This is a genomic window from Microbacterium sp. OR21, from assembly GCF_047306785.1.
Taxonomy (GTDB): domain Bacteria; phylum Actinomycetota; class Actinomycetes; order Actinomycetales; family Microbacteriaceae; genus Microbacterium; species Microbacterium esteraromaticum_E.
In genome coordinates, this window is record NZ_JAZEXJ010000001.1 from 503,411 (window position 1) to 517,763 (window position 14,353).

The following is a 14,353-nucleotide window of genomic DNA, read 5'->3' on the forward strand; positions in this document are numbered from 1 at the left end:
TCGTCTTTGTGTATACGCTGAGGGTGTGAGCACCGTCGTCGACCGCGTCAGAGCGAGCGATCGCGCCTACGAGACGCTGCTCGAAGAGATCCAATCGGGGGCCCTCCCCGCAGGCACCGTGCTCGGCGAGGTCGAGCAGGCCGCGCGGCTCGGGGTCAGCCGCACTCCCATGCGCGAGGCGCTGCGTCGCCTCGCCGCCGACGGCCTCGCCGTGCAGCAGTCCCCGCGCGTGACTGTCGTCGCGGGGCTGGATGCCGACGACATCCGCGCCCTTTTCGAGATCCGCCGCGCTCTCGAGGAGACCTCGGCCCGCCTCGCCGCTCAGCGGGGGGATGCCCGGGCCTTCGCTGCCCTGGCCGACGAGTTCTCCCACGTCGACCTCGACGGCGGCGAGGGCCGCGACGCCTACTACCGGCTCATCGCCCGCCTCGACGCCCAGCTCGACGCCGCCGTGGGCAACGACTACCTCTCGTCAGCCCTCCGCACCGTCCGCACCCACCTGGTGCGCGTGCGGCGCATGGCACGAGACAAGCCCGAACGGCTCGCCGCCTCGGCGTCCGAGCATCTGCTGATCGCCCGCGCGCTGGCATCCGGCGACGCGGATCTCGCGGCGCACGCCACCCACGTCCACCTGCACAACGCCCTCGAGAGCATCCTGCAGTCCCTCACGGAAGGAACACGATGACCGTCACCCACCACGTCCGCGTCTACCGCTCGGAGGAGGAGCTGCCCCGCGAAGAGCAGCTCGCCTGGAAGATCGCCCAGGTCGCCGTCGACCCCGTCGAGGTCGAGCCCGAGGTCGTCGACATGATCATCAACCGCGTCATCGACAACGCGGCGGTCGCCGCGGCATCGCTCACCCGCGCACCCATCAACGCCGCCCGCGCACAGGCGTTCAGCCACCCCGTTTCGACCGGCGGCCGGGGCGCCACCGTGTTCGGATGCCCCCTCGACCAGCGCACCAGCCCCGAGTGGGCGGCGTGGGCGAACGGCGTCGCCGTGCGCGAGCTCGACTACCACGACACGTTCCTGGCCGCCGAGTACTCGCATCCCGGCGACAACATCCCGCCGATCGTCGCCGTGGCGCAGCATGTCGGATCCGACGGGCACGCCCTGGTGCGCGCCATCGCCACCGGCTACGAGATCCAGGTCGACCTCGTCAAGGCGATCTCGCTGCACAAGCACAAGATCGATCACGTCGCGCACCTCGGCCCGTCGGCCGCCGCCGGCATCGGCACGCTGCTCGGGCTCGACGCCGAGACGATCTACCAGGCCATCGGGCAGGCGCTGCACACCACCACCGCGACCCGCCAGAGCCGCAAGGGCGAGATCTCGACCTGGAAGGCGCACGCCCCGGCGTTCGCCGGGAAGATGGCCGTCGAGGCGGTCGACCGCGCGATGCGCGGGCAGACCTCGCCGTCGCCGATCTACGAAGGCGAAGACGGCGTGATCGCCTGGATGCTCGACGGCAAGGACGCCTCCTATGACGTGCCGCTGCCCGCCCCGGGCGAGCCCAAGCGGGCGATCCTCGACACGTACACCAAGGAGCACTCCGCCGAGTATCAGGCGCAGGCGATCATCGACCTGGCCCGTCGCCTCGGCACGGACAACACCGCGCTGCGCGACCCCGCCAACATCGAGTCGATCGTGCTGCACACCAGCCATCACACGCACAACGTGATCGGCTCGGGCGCGAACGATCCGCAGAAGTACGACCCGACCGCCTCCCGCGAGACGCTCGACCACTCGGTGCCGTACATCTTCGCCGTCGCACTGCAGGACGGCACCTGGCACCACGTCGACTCATACACGCCCGAGCGTGCGCAGCGCCCCGACACCGTCGAGCTGTGGCACAAGATCACCACGGTCGAAGACCCCGAGTGGACCCGCCGCTACCACTCCACCGACATCGCCGAGAAGGCGTTCGGCGGCCGCGTGGAGATCACCCTCACCGACGACACGAAGATCGTCGACGAGATCGCCGTCGCCGACGCGCACCCGCTCGGCGCCCGCCCGTTCGCGCGCGAGAACTACATCCGCAAGTTCCGCGTCCTGGCCCAGCCCGTGCTCGATGCCGCAGAGATCGACCGCTTCCTCGAGCTCGTCCAGCGCCTGCCCGAGCTCACCGCCGACGAGGTGCAGGAGCTCTCGATCGTCGCGAAGAAGGGCGTCCTGGCATCCGCCGACGCACCTCAGGGGCTGTTCTGATGCTGTACGCCACCACACCGGCGCACGAGAAGCGCCGGGCGTTCCGCGCGCGGCTCGCCTCGGGGGAGCTGTTGCGCTTCCCCGGCGCGTTCAACCCGCTCAGCGCCCGGCTCATCGAGCAGAAGGGCTTCGAGGGCGTCTACATCTCGGGCGCCGTGCTGTCGGCCGACCTGGGTCTGCCGGACATCGGTCTCACGACGCTGACCGAGGTCGCAGCGCGCGGAGCGCAGATCGCGCGGATGACCGAGCTGCCGGCGATCATCGACGCCGACACCGGGTTCGGCGAGCCGATGAACGTCGCCAGGACCATCCAGACCCTCGAGGATGCCGGCGTCGCCGGAGCCCACATCGAGGACCAGATCAACCCGAAGCGCTGCGGCCACCTCGACGGCAAGTCGGTCGTCGACGAGGCGACGGCGCTGAAGCGCATTCGGGCTGCCGTCGACGCGCGTCGCGACGAGAACTTCCTCATCATGGCGCGCACCGACATCGCCGCCGTCGACGGGCTCGCCGCGGCGAAGGACCGCGCGAAGGCGCTGGTCGACGCCGGGGCCGACGCGATCTTCCCCGAGGCGATGCGGTCGCTCGAGGAGTTCGCCGCGATCCGGGATGCCGTGGACGTGCCGATCCTCGCGAACATGACCGAGTTCGGAAAGTCCGACCTGTTCTCGGTGGATCAGCTGCGCGACGTGGGCGTGAACATCGTGATCTGGCCGGTCTCGCTGCTGCGCATCGCGATGGGAGCGGCGGGCCGGGCGCTCGATACGCTGAAAGAGGAGGGTCATCTGACCTCCAAGCTCGGCGAGATGCAGCACCGGGCCGATCTCTATGATCTGATCGACTACGAGTCGTACAACCACTTCGACTCCGCAGTCTTCAACTTCCACATCCAGCGAGGAGCGACCGAATGAGCGAGTCCGAGATCAGGAAGGGCCTCGCGGGTGTCGTCGCCGATGTGACGGCGATCAGCAAGGTCAACCCCGAGACCAACAGCCTGCTGTACCGCGGGTATCCCGTGCAGGAGCTCGCGGCGACGCAGCCGTTCGAGGCGGTGGCGCACCTGCTCTGGCACGGCGAGCTGCCGACCGGCGAGCAGCTCGCGCAGCTGCGCGCCACCGAGCGCGAGCACCGTGCCCTGACCGGCGAGGTCAGAGCCGCGATCGACGCCCTGCCGCTGGACTCGCACCCGATGGACGAGGTGCGCACGGCGGTCAGCGTGATCGGGGCGTTCGAGACCGCCGGCACCGGCAACGTGCTCGACGCGGTGGGCACGCCCGAGCAGAACCTGCAGCGCAGCCTGCAGCTGTTCGCGGTGCTGCCGGCGATCGTGTCGTACGGGCAGCGCCGGCGGCGCGGTCAGGATCTCATCGAGCCGCGCGACGACCTCGACTACGCGGCGAACTTCCTGTGGATGACCTTCGGCGATGAGCCGCACGAGGCGGTCGTCGACGCGTTCAACCGCTCGATGATCCTGTACGCCGAGCACTCGTTCAACGCGTCGACGTTCACCGCCCGCGTGATCACCTCGACCCTGAGCGACCTGTACTCGGCCGTCGTCGGCGCGATCGGCGCGCTCAAGGGGCCCCTGCACGGCGGAGCCAACGAGGCGGTCATGCACATCTTCGACGAGATCGGCTCAGCCGACCGAGTCGAGGAGTGGCTCGACGCGGCGCTCGCCGAGAAGCGCAAGATCATGGGCTTCGGGCACCGGGTGTACAAGCGCGGCGACTCGCGCGTTCCGACCATGAAGGCAGCGCTCGACACCCTCGTCGAGCACTACGACCGGCCCGATGTCGCCGAGCTGTACGAGAAGCTCGAGAGCGAGTTCGTCGAGCGCAAGGGCATCTACCCGAACCTCGACTACCCCTCGGGCCCCGCGTACAACCTCATCGGCTACGACACGCTGACGTTCACGCCGCTGTTCATCGCCGCACGGATCGTGGGCTGGACGGCGCACATCCTCGAGCAGCAGGCCTCGAACGCGCTGATCCGCCCGCTGTCGGCGTACAACGGCGTCGACGAGCGGCACATCGAGGCGTACCAGCCCGACACCGCCGCCATCGAGGTGCAGGAGCGCCCGGAGGAGGCCGCCGGCTGACGGCATCCGCCCTCGCCTGCCCCAGGACCCTCGTCGCGAGACTTCCCTTCGGGCACGAGGCGGCAGTTCCTGAGCGCCTTCTCATGCTGGAGGGGAAGTCTCGCGGGGCGAGCGTGGGGCTACTGGCGATCGCGCGGGTGGGTGCCGGTGCGCTCTCCGGTCTCGAGGGCGGCGATCGCCGACAGATCGGCGGCGTCGAGCACGAAGCCGTCGAGATCGAGATTCTGGCGCAGGCGCTCCGGATGCACGGACTTGACCACCGCGGCGCTGCCGAGCTGCAGGTGCCAGCGGAGGATGACCTGGGCGACCGCCACCGCGTGCTTCGCCGCGATGCCGGCGAGAGTCGGGTCGTCGAGCAGGCGGCCGCGACCGAGCGGACTCCACGCCTGCGTGACGATGCCGTGCTCGGCGTGGAACGCGCGCAGCTCGTGCTGCGGCAGCCACGGATGGGACTCGATCTGGTTGAGGGCGGGTGTGACGCCGGTCTCGTCGATGAGGCGGCGGAGATCGTCGATCTCGAAGTTCGCCACGCCGATCGTGCGCACGCGCCCATCGTGCTGGAGGTCGATGAGCGCCCGCCAGACGTCGACGAACGCGCCCCGTGTCGAGCGCGGCCAGTGGATCAGGTACAGATCGAGCGGGCCGATGCCGAGGTCGTGCTCGGACCGCGCGAAGTCGGCGAGAGCCTGCTCGGCGCTCTGCACCGGGTCGCCCCAGAACTTCGAGGCGACGAGCAGCTCGTCGCGACGGCCCGACGAGCGGATCGCCTCGCCCAGCTCGCGCTCGTTGCCGTAGAACTGCGCGCCGTCCACGAGCCGGTACCCCGCATCGATCCCGGCGGTCACGACCTGGGCGGTCTGCTCGATCGGCACCTTGTAGAGGCCGAATCCGAGCGACGGCAGGCGGGTTCCGTCGTTGAGCGGGAGAGTTGCGGGCATGCCGATATCCTGGCACGGCGCGCATCCGGTCGGGCGCGCAGCCGGGCCGTCCCGATGCCTCAGGTCGTTTGAACGGGCAGACTGGGACGCATGAGCAGCGAAGCCGTGATCGTCGACGTCGTCCGCACCCCGGTGGGGCGCGGCAAACCGGGCGGGATGCTATCGGGCGTGCATCCCGTCGATCTCGCCGCGGGTGTGCTGCAGAGCATCCTCGACCGCAACGGCCTCGAATCCGGGCAGATCGACGACGTGCTGCTCGGCTGCGTGAGCCAGGTCGGTGATCAGGCCATGAACATCGCCCGGCAGGCTGTGCTCGCCGCAGGCTTCGACGAGACGGTGCCGGCGACCACCATCGACCGGCAGTGCGGCTCGAGCCAGCAGGCCGTGCACTTCGCCGCCGCCGGAATCGCTGCGGGCGAGAGCGACATCGTGATCGTCGGCGGAGTGGAGTCGATGAGCCGCGTGCCGCTGGGTGCATCCGGGGCCGGCGGCTCGCCCATGTCGCCGCGACTGCGCGCACGCTACCCCGAGGGGCTCGTGAATCAAGGCGTCAGCGCCGAGCTGATCGCCGAGCGATGGAGCCTCGACCGCGATCGGCTCGACGCGTTCGCGGCCGAGTCGCACGCGCGCGCGGCTGAGGCCTGGCGCGACGGATTCTTCGACCGCACCGTGGTCGCCGTGCCGGAGGCCCCAGATGCCCGGTTCGATGAGACCGTGCGCGAGGGCACCACGGTCGAAAGGCTCGCAGGGCTGCCGGCATCCTTCCGGACGGATGCTCTCGCCGAGCGCTTCCCGGAGCTGGACTGGCGCATCACCCCCGGCAACTCTTCCCCGCTCACCGACGGCGCCTCGGCGGCGCTGATGATGAGCGCCGATCGTGCCGAGCAGCTCGGTCTCACCCCGCGTGCCCGTTTCCGGGCCTTCGACGTGATCGGCGACGACCCGATGCTCATGCTCACCGGGCCCATTCCCGCCACGCGTCGGGTTCTCGAGCGGGCCGGGCTGACGATCGACGACCTCGACGCCTACGAGGTCAACGAGGCCTTCGCCTCGGTGCCGCTCGCCTGGGCCGCCGAACTGGGTGCCGACCCGGCCAAGCTCAACCCGCGCGGCGGTGCGATCGCCCTCGGGCACGCGCTCGGCTCCTCGGGCACCCGCCTGCTCGGCACGCTGCTCGACCACCTGGAGGCCACCGGGGGACGCCTCGGGCTGCAGACCATGTGCGAGGGCGGCGGCATGGCGAACGCTCTCATCCTCGAGCGCCTCTGATCGGGGACGGCCCCCGACCTTCCCCCCGTCTTCGGCCCCGGCTCTTGAGAAGGCGTGCGGGCATCTCCACAATCGGGTTCAGCCGCCGCTGGGGTGGCGCCGGGGGCGGTTCGCCGCGCTCGACACGACGATCCGCTCGCGGATCGGGAATCGGAGGCAGATATGCGCACTTCTCGCGCGCTCGCCGCGGTCGGGGCCGCGGCAGCGCTCATCCTCGTGGTGCCGACAGCGGCGTCGGCGGCCGATCGGACGCCGGTGCTGGAGGAATGGTCCGCGCAGCTCGCGGCACCGTTCAGCCTGGCGGTGGAGGGGCACCGGGTGCTCGTCGCGGACGGCGGCACCGGAACGGTCGGGCAGCTGCAGCCCGATGGCGACATCGCGCCGATCGTCGAAGGCGTCCCGGGGCTGGCAGGTCTCGCCGTGCGCGGGGCGTGGCTCGCGTATGGATCATCCGTGGAGGACGGTTCGTCAGAACCGCCGGTGATCACCGAGAGCGGATTGAACGTGCGCAGCCCGGGCGGTCAGACCACGTACATCGATCTGCACGCTTATGAGGTCGCGAACAATCCCGACGCCGACAACCGCTACGGGGTGACCGATCCCGCCAGCTGCGCGGCAGGCACCGCCTACACCGGGCTGCTGGATTCGCACGTCTACGGGGTGACCGCGTGGCACAGCGGATGGCTGGTGGCGGATGCCGCATCCAACGCGGTGTACGAGGTGACGGCGAAGGGAGCGATCCGCACCGTCGCGGTGCTGCCGCCTGTGCCCGTCACCCTGACCGCCGAGACGGCCGGGATGCTGGGCCTCGGCGAGTGCGCCGTAGGCGACGTGTACTACGCCGAGCCGGTCCCGACGGGCGTCGCGGTCGGCCCCGGCGGTGCGATCTACGTCACCACGCTTCCCGGGTTCCCCGGTGAGTCCGCGTCGCTCGGAGCGCTGTGGCGGATCGACAGCCGCACCGGTGCGATGACGCAGGTCGCCTCGGGCTTCTCGGGCCCCACCAGCCTGTCCATCGCCGCGAACCGGGTGTACATCGCGGAGCTGTTCGGCGGGCAGATCTCGGTGGTCGATCGCGGCACGGTCGCCCCGTTCGCCGCCCTGCCCGGCGCAGTCGGAGTCGCGGCATCCGGCAACGGCACGGTCTGGGCGTCCACGCTCGACTTCGCCGGTGGGCCGGGGACGCTGGTGAGCATCGCCAAGGGCAAGGTGAAGGTGCAGGCCCACATCCGCCGCTGACGATCGCATCACGCCGCGCGGCCACGCTGCGCGGCGCGTACGGCAATGCACGAAGAGACCCCCGCCGACCCGATTCGGCGGGGGTCTCGCGGTCTCAGACCGCGGTGGGAGCGGCTCGCTCACCACGGCGCGGCGGTGGCAGGCACCCGATCCGGTCAAGCTCTGTCGCCGCGCACACTCAGTTCTACGCGGCGCAGGTGACAGCGAGGTGAACAGCGGCCCAACCCTTGGTGCAGGCTCTGAAAGTGCTTGCGTGTGAGGGGCGAGAGGCCGGTCCAGAGAGGCCGAGATTCCCGGATCCGGATGCTGTAAGCGCTTGCAGAATGATGCAACCGGCTGTTACCTTCACTGCACAGCCACCGGCGCGCCGCCGCGCCCTTCCAGACGGAGTCCCTGTGTCGAAGAAGACCTCTCTACGCCGTACCGCCCTGCTCGCGACCGCCGCGCTCGTGGCATCCGGCCTGTCATCGTTCGGCGCCCTCGCGGCGCCGGCCGCCGCCGCCGACCGCACCGTCGCCCTCGTCGGCGATCTGCAGTCCGAGCTCGGCTGCACCGCCGACTGGGCGCCCGACTGCGCCGACACCGAGCTCACCCCGACGGGCGCCGAGGGCATCTACTCGGCGTCGTTCGAGGTGCCCGCCGGCAGTTACGAGTACAAGGTCGCGCTCAACGACGCGTGGGACGAGGCGTACGGGCTCGACGGCACCGGCGACAACATCCCGCTCACCGTGGGCGGCCCCTCGACGCTGCGCTTCACGTTCGACGACAACATCAAGCGGGTCGGCGTCGAGGTCGAGAGTCTGAAGAAGGGCTACACGGCAGACGATGACGCCCTGATCTCGAAGCCGGTGCGCCAGGCAGGCGCCGACGAGCAGTTCTACTTCGTCATGACCGACCGCTTCGCGAACGGCGACACGTCGAACGACACCGGATCGATCGAGGGCGATCGTCTCGCCACCGGCTTCGACCCGACCAACAAGGGCTTCTATCAGGGCGGCGACATCGCAGGCCTTCGCGAGAATCTCGACTACATCGACGGCCTCGGCACCACCGCCATCTGGCTCACCCCCAGCTTCGCCAACAAGCCGGTGCAGGGCACGGGGGCCGACGCCAGCGCCGGTTACCACGGCTACTGGATCACCGACTTCACGCGCATCGACCCGCACCTGGGCACGAACGCCGAGCTCGAGTCGCTCATCGCCGAGGCGCACGACCGCGGCATCAAGGTGTACTTCGACATCATCACCAACCACACGTCCGACGTCATCGACTACAGCGAGAAGCAGTACTCGTACATCGATCAGGCGACCAAGCCCTACAAGACGGCAGACGGCACGGCGTTCGACCCCGCCGAGTACGCGGGCACCGACGGCTTCCCGACCCTCGACGCCAAGACGAGCTTCCCGTACACGCCGGTCGTCGCCGATGCCGAGAAGGACGCCAAGACGCCCTCCTGGCTCAACGACCCGACTCTGTACCACAACCGCGGAAACTCGACCTGGTCGGGCGAATCGGTCACCTACGGTGACTTCGACGGCCTCGACGACCTGATGACCGAGCACCCGACCGTGGTGAACGGATTCGTGAAGGTGTACCAGGACTGGATCGACCTCGGCATCGACGGCTTCCGCATCGACACCGTCAAGCACGTCAACTTCGAGTTCTGGCAGAAGTGGACGAAGGCCGTGCTCGACTACGCGCACGGCAAGGGCAAGGACGACTTCTTCATGTTCGGCGAGGTCTACGACGCCGACCCGGTCAAGCTCGCTCCCTACGTGCGCGACACCGACATGAACTCGGTGCTCGACTTCACGTTCCAGTCGTCGGCTGTCAGCTACGCCTCGGGCAACTCCGCCAAGGGCCTGCAGACGCTGTTCGCCGGCGACGACCGCTACACGACCCCCGACACCAGCGCGAGTGCGCTGCCGACGTTCCTCGGCAACCACGACATGGGCCGTGTCGGATCGTTCCTGCGCAACACCGACGCCCCGCAGAAGCGCGTCGAGCTCGCCAACGAGCTGATGTTCCTCACCCGCGGACAGCCGGTGATCTACTACGGCGACGAGCAGGGCTTCGCCGGCACGGGCGGCGACAAGGACGCACGTCAGACGCTGTTCGCGACCAAGGTGGCCGAGTACGCCGACCAGAAGCTCGTGACCGGCGAGCAGGCAGGATCCGTCGACCGATACAGCACGTCGGCTCCGCTCTACACGCAGATCGCCGAGCTGTCGAAGCTCCGTGAGGCGCACCCGGCTCTCAGCAACGGTGCGCAGATCGAGCGACACGCGGCCTCGGGCGCCGGCGTCTACGCGTTCTCCCGCGTCGACGCGAGCGACAAGGTCGAGTACCTGGTCGCAGTGAACAACGCCACCTCCGCGCAGACGGTCGACCTCACGACCCTCACCGCCGACGCCTCGTACACGGTGCTGCACGGTGCCGCGAAGGCGATTTCCACCGACGCGGGAGCTGCGACCTCGATCACGGTGCCGGCCCTGTCGGCGGTCGTGTGGAAGGCCGACGCCAAGGTGACGGCTCCGGCCGAGGCCGCCGCGATCACCGTCGCCGCGCCCGCCGCGGGCGCCGCGCTGAAGGACCAGTCGCCCGTGCAGGCCGACATCGCCGACCAGTGGGCGCAGACGAGCTTCTCGTGGCGCGTCGCCGGATCCGACGAGTGGCACGCACTCGGCACGGCCGAAGACACCGAGCCGCGCGTCTACCACGACATCCGCGGCCTGAAGAAGGGCACGCTGGTCGAGTACCGCGCCGTCACGACGGATGCCGCAGGCAACCACTCCGCAGCATCCACCTACGCCTCGGTCGGCAACCAGGTGTCGCTCGCGGTGGAGGAGAAGCCCGAGTCGCCGATCGAGATGGTCACGGTGCCCGGCAGCCTGAACTCCGAGATGGGCTGCGCCGGCGACTGGGACCCGGCGTGCGAGAAGGCGAAGCTGACGCTGCGCTCCGACGGCATCTGGGCCGGCACGTTCGACCTGCCTGCCGGTGACTACGAGTACAAAGCCGCGATCGACGGCAGCTGGGCGGTCAACTACGGCGCGAACGGCGTGCTCGACGGCCCCAACGTCACCCTCTCGCACAAGGGCGGCAAGATCTCGTTCTACTTCGACCCGCGCACGAACATCGTGCAGTCCAGCGCCGAGGGCCCGATCGTGACCCTGCCCGGCTCGCTGCAGGATGAGCTCGGCTGCTCGGGTGACTGGATGCCCGACTGCCTGGCCACCCTCATGGCCGACGGCGACCGCGACGGCGTGTACGAGTTCTCGACCTCCGAGCTGCCCACCGGCGCCTACGAGCTGAAGGTCGCGCACGGTCTCAGCTGGGACGAGAACTACGGTGCCGACGGCGCTGCGGGCGGTGCGAACATCTCGTTCAGCGCCACCGAGGGCAAGGTCACATCGTTCCGCTACACCCTCGGCACGCACGTGCTCGAGGTGACCAGCGACGACCCGCCGCTGCCCGGCACCGGCGAGCAGCGCGCGCAGTGGATCGACGAGCGCACCATCGCCTGGCCGGCGAAGCTCGGCTCGCCCGACCGCGCCGCGTACCAGCTGTACGCGTCGGCTGACGCTTCGGTGAAGGTCGCCGACGGCGACGTGACCGGCGCCGAGCCGATCGCGCTGAGCGTGATCGACGGCGGACTCACCGACGCGCAGAAGAAGCGCTTCCCCGCGCTGGCCGGCTATCTCGCGCTGCAGGTTCCGGATGATGATGCAGCCACCCTGCTGAAGGGCCAGCTGGCTGTCGCACAGCGCGACACCTCTGGTGCTCTGACCGCATTCACCGGTGTGCAGATCGCCGGCGTGCTCGACGACCTCTACGCCGACGAGGTGCAGAAGCAGAAGCTCGGCATCACGTTCAACGGCGTGAACCCGACCTTCCGCCTGTGGGCGCCGACCGCGCAGAGCGTCAGCCTGCTGACCTGGGACGCCGGCTCCGACGCCGAGCCCACGCGTCACAAGGCGGCTTACGACAAGGGCTCCGGTGTCTGGACGGTCAAGGGCAAGAAGGCCCTGAAGAACGACGAGTACCTGTGGGAGGTCGTCGTGTACGCGCCGACCACCGGAAAGATCGAGACCAACAGGGTCACCGACCCGTACTCGGTCGCTCTGACCGAGAACTCCGAGCGCTCGGTCGCCGTCGACCTCACCGATAAGGCGTTCGCGCCGAAGGCGTGGAGCCGGACGAAGGCACCGGTGATCGACAAGCCCGTCGATCGCTCGATCTACGAGCTGCACATCCGCGACTTCTCCATCGGCGACACGACCGTGCCCGAGGGCGAGCGCGGCACCTACCTGGCGTTCACCCGTGACGGCGCCGGCGCGAAGCAGCTGCGTCAGCTGGCGGATGCCGGAATCAACACCGTGCACCTGCTCCCGTCGTTCGACATCGCCACCATCGAGGAGAACCGCGGCGCCCAGGCCCTGCCCGCGTGCGACCTCGCCTCGTACGGCCCGGCCGACACCGCGCAGCAGACGTGCATCTCGGAGATCGCCGCGAACGACGGCTTCAACTGGGGCTACGACCCGTACCATTACACGACCCCCGAGGGCTCGTACGCGGTGAACCCCGACGGCGGTGAGCGCGTCGCCGAGTTCCGCTCGATGGTCGGCGCGCTGCACGGCATGGGCCTGCAGGTCGTGCTCGACCAGGTGTTCAATCACACCGCGGCATCCGGCCAGTCCGACCGCTCGGTGCTCGATCGCGTGGTTCCCGGCTACTACCACCGCCTCAACGCCGCGGGTGCGGTCGAGACCTCGACCTGCTGCCAGAATGTGGCGACCGAGAACGAGGTGGCGCAGAAGCTCATGGTCGACTCTGTCGTCACCTGGGCGCGGCACTACAAGGTCGACGGCTTCCGCTTCGACCTGATGGGCCACCACTCCAAGGCCAACATGCTCGCGGTCCGTGCGGCTCTCGACGCCCTCACCCTCGAAGACGACGGCGTCGACGGCAAGGCCGTCTACCTGTACGGCGAAGGCTGGAACTTCGGCGAGGTCGCTGACAACGCGCTGTTCGAGCAGGCCACGCAGGGCCAGCTCGGCGGCACGGGGATCGGCACGTTCAACGACCGGCTGCGCGACGCCGTGCACGGCGGCAGCCCGGTCGACGGCTCCTCGACCTTCCGTCAGGGCTTCGGCACCGGTCTCGGCACCGACCCGAACGGCGACGCCATCAACGGCAGCACCGAGCAGGCGCTCGCCGATCTCGGCCACGAGACCGATCTGGTCAAGCTGGGCCTGGCCGGCAACCTGCGCGACTACTCGTTCGTCACCAGCGACGGCAAGACCACTGCCGGCGATGACATCGACTACCGCGGTGCTCGCGCCGGGTACGCCGATCAGCCCGACGAGGTGATCAACTACGTCGACGCTCACGACAACGAGACGCTGTACGACCTGTCGGTGCTCAAGCTGCCGGTCGACACGTCGATGGCCGACCGGGTGCGCATGAACACGCTCTCGCTCGCCACGGTCACGCTGTCGCAGGCACCCTCGTTCTGGCACGCCGGCACCGAGCTGCTGCGCTCGAAGTCGCTCGACCGCAACAGCTACGACTCGGGTGACTGGTTCAACCGCGTCGACTGGACCGGGCAGGAGTCGACGTTCGGCTCGGGGCTGCCGATGGCCGCCGACAACGAGGAGAAGTGGGGCCTCATGCGCCCGCTGCTCGAGAACGCCTCCCTCAAGCCGCAGGCCGCCGACATGGCGGCGGCCGAGGCCGCGGCGCTCGACCTGCTGCGCGTGCGCGGCGAGGTGGACCTGCTGCGCCTCGGCTCGGCGGAGCTGATCCAGCAGAAGGTCACCTTCCCCAACGGGGGAGCGGATGCTGCCCCCGGCGTCATCGTGATGCAGATCGACGACACCGCCGGCCCGGACGTCGACACCGAGCTCGACGGCGCACTGGTCGTGTTCAACGCCTCGCCGGAGCCCGTGTCGCAGACGGTCGACGGCCTCGCCGGCCGCTCGTTCGCCCTCACGCCCGCACAGGCCAAGGGCTCGGACGCGGTCGTGAAGACGACGAAGTGGGATGCCGCGACCGGCACCGTCACCGTCCCCGCGCGTTCGGTCGCGGTGCTCGTCGACGCCCAGGACGGCGGCTCCGAGCCCGGCGAGCCTACGGAGCCGGGTCAGCCGACGGAGCCCGAAGAGGCAGCGGAGGACGTCGCGCTCGAGCTCTCAGCGCACACCGTCGAGCAAGGCGGCGCCGTGAGCGCGACGGTGACCGGTCTCGCCCCCGGCGAGAAGATCGCCGCGGCCGTGCACAGCGAGCCCATGGTCGTTCGCGGCATCCCCGCGGCCGACGCAGACGGCACCGTGCGCTTCGACGTCGCTATCCCCGACGACTTCGCCGTCGGCGCGCACACGCTCGTGGTCACCTCCGACACACGGGCGCCCCTGCGCGCGACGCTGACCGTCGTCGGCCAGGGCGAGCTCGCCGTCACCGGCGCCTCCGCACCCTGGGGCCTGCTCATAGCCGCGCTGCTGCTGCTCGCCCTCGGCGCAGGGCTTGTGGTGTGGCGTCGGCGCCGGGGCGACGGTGCCCTCGCCGACTGAGCCCACCGCCCCGCACACGAAAGCGCCGG

At 69.7% G+C, this 14,353-nt stretch carries 8 protein-coding genes; 7 read left to right on the plus strand and 1 reads right to left on the minus strand.

Annotated features, from left to right (window positions below):
• Positions 1-25 precede the first annotated feature (25 nt).
• The 4 genes from V2S04_RS02400 to V2S04_RS02415 are packed head-to-tail and all read left to right on the plus strand — an operon-like array spanning position 26 to position 4,306.
• Complete coding sequence (locus V2S04_RS02400; RefSeq protein WP_413636925.1) at positions 26-685, plus strand: GntR family transcriptional regulator; 660 nt, start codon at positions 26-28, stop codon at positions 683-685.
• Entirely contained in the window at positions 682-2,208 is a 1,527-nt protein-coding gene (locus V2S04_RS02405; protein ID WP_413636926.1) for an MmgE/PrpD family protein, read from the plus strand. Before V2S04_RS02400 ends, V2S04_RS02405 begins: the two co-directional genes overlap by 4 nt.
• A complete protein-coding gene (gene prpB, locus V2S04_RS02410) occupies positions 2,208-3,119 on the plus strand; it encodes a methylisocitrate lyase (protein WP_413636927.1) in 912 nt (303 codons plus the stop codon). Before V2S04_RS02405 ends, prpB begins: the two co-directional genes overlap by 1 nt.
• Entirely contained in the window at positions 3,116-4,306 is a 1,191-nt protein-coding gene (locus tag V2S04_RS02415; RefSeq protein WP_413636928.1) for a bifunctional 2-methylcitrate synthase/citrate synthase, read from the plus strand. The genes prpB and V2S04_RS02415 overlap by 4 nt, the downstream gene beginning before the upstream one ends.
• 119 nt (positions 4,307-4,425) lie before the next feature.
• Here V2S04_RS02415 and V2S04_RS02420 read toward each other — a convergent pair whose 3' ends face one another.
• Positions 4,426-5,244: an aldo/keto reductase gene (locus V2S04_RS02420; protein ID WP_413636929.1), complete on the minus strand. Its 819-nt coding sequence runs from the start codon at positions 5,242-5,244 to the stop codon at positions 4,426-4,428.
• Positions 5,245-5,334: 90 nt separating this feature from the next.
• Here V2S04_RS02420 and V2S04_RS02425 point away from each other — a divergent pair, with 90 nt between their 5' ends.
• From V2S04_RS02425 to pulA, 3 genes are all read left to right on the plus strand, one after another.
• Positions 5,335-6,513 carry a thiolase family protein gene (locus V2S04_RS02425; protein ID WP_413636930.1) on the plus strand — a complete coding sequence of 393 codons (1,179 nt, stop codon included), beginning with the start codon at positions 5,335-5,337 and terminating at the stop codon, positions 6,511-6,513.
• 162 nt (positions 6,514-6,675) lie between these two features.
• A complete protein-coding gene (locus V2S04_RS02430; protein ID WP_413636931.1) occupies positions 6,676-7,752 on the plus strand; it encodes a ScyD/ScyE family protein in 1,077 nt (358 codons plus the stop codon).
• 326 nt (positions 7,753-8,078) lie between these two features.
• Positions 8,079-14,324 (plus strand): pullulanase-type alpha-1,6-glucosidase, encoded by a 6,246-nt coding sequence (gene pulA, locus V2S04_RS02435; protein ID WP_413637277.1) that lies wholly within the window; start codon positions 8,079-8,081, stop codon positions 14,322-14,324.
• The last annotated feature ends 29 nt before the right edge of the window (positions 14,325-14,353 follow it).

What these genes read in the sequence shown, in the direction of transcription:
- V2S04_RS02405 (WP_413636926.1), top strand. Translation starts at nt 682, where the DNA reads ATGACCGTCACCCACCACGTCCGCGTCTACCGCTCGGAGGAGGAGCTG.
- prpB (WP_413636927.1), top strand. Translation starts at nt 2,208, where the DNA reads ATGCTGTACGCCACCACACCGGCGCACGAGAAGCGCCGGGCGTTCCGC.
- V2S04_RS02415 (WP_413636928.1), top strand. Translation starts at nt 3,116, where the DNA reads ATGAGCGAGTCCGAGATCAGGAAGGGCCTCGCGGGTGTCGTCGCCGAT.
- V2S04_RS02420 (WP_413636929.1), bottom strand. Translation starts at nt 5,244, where the DNA reads ATGCCCGCAACTCTCCCGCTCAACGACGGAACCCGCCTGCCGTCGCTC.
- V2S04_RS02425 (WP_413636930.1), top strand. Translation starts at nt 5,335, where the DNA reads ATGAGCAGCGAAGCCGTGATCGTCGACGTCGTCCGCACCCCGGTGGGG.
- V2S04_RS02430 (WP_413636931.1), top strand. Translation starts at nt 6,676, where the DNA reads ATGCGCACTTCTCGCGCGCTCGCCGCGGTCGGGGCCGCGGCAGCGCTC.
- pulA (WP_413637277.1), top strand. Translation starts at nt 8,079, where the DNA reads ATGCAACCGGCTGTTACCTTCACTGCACAGCCACCGGCGCGCCGCCGC.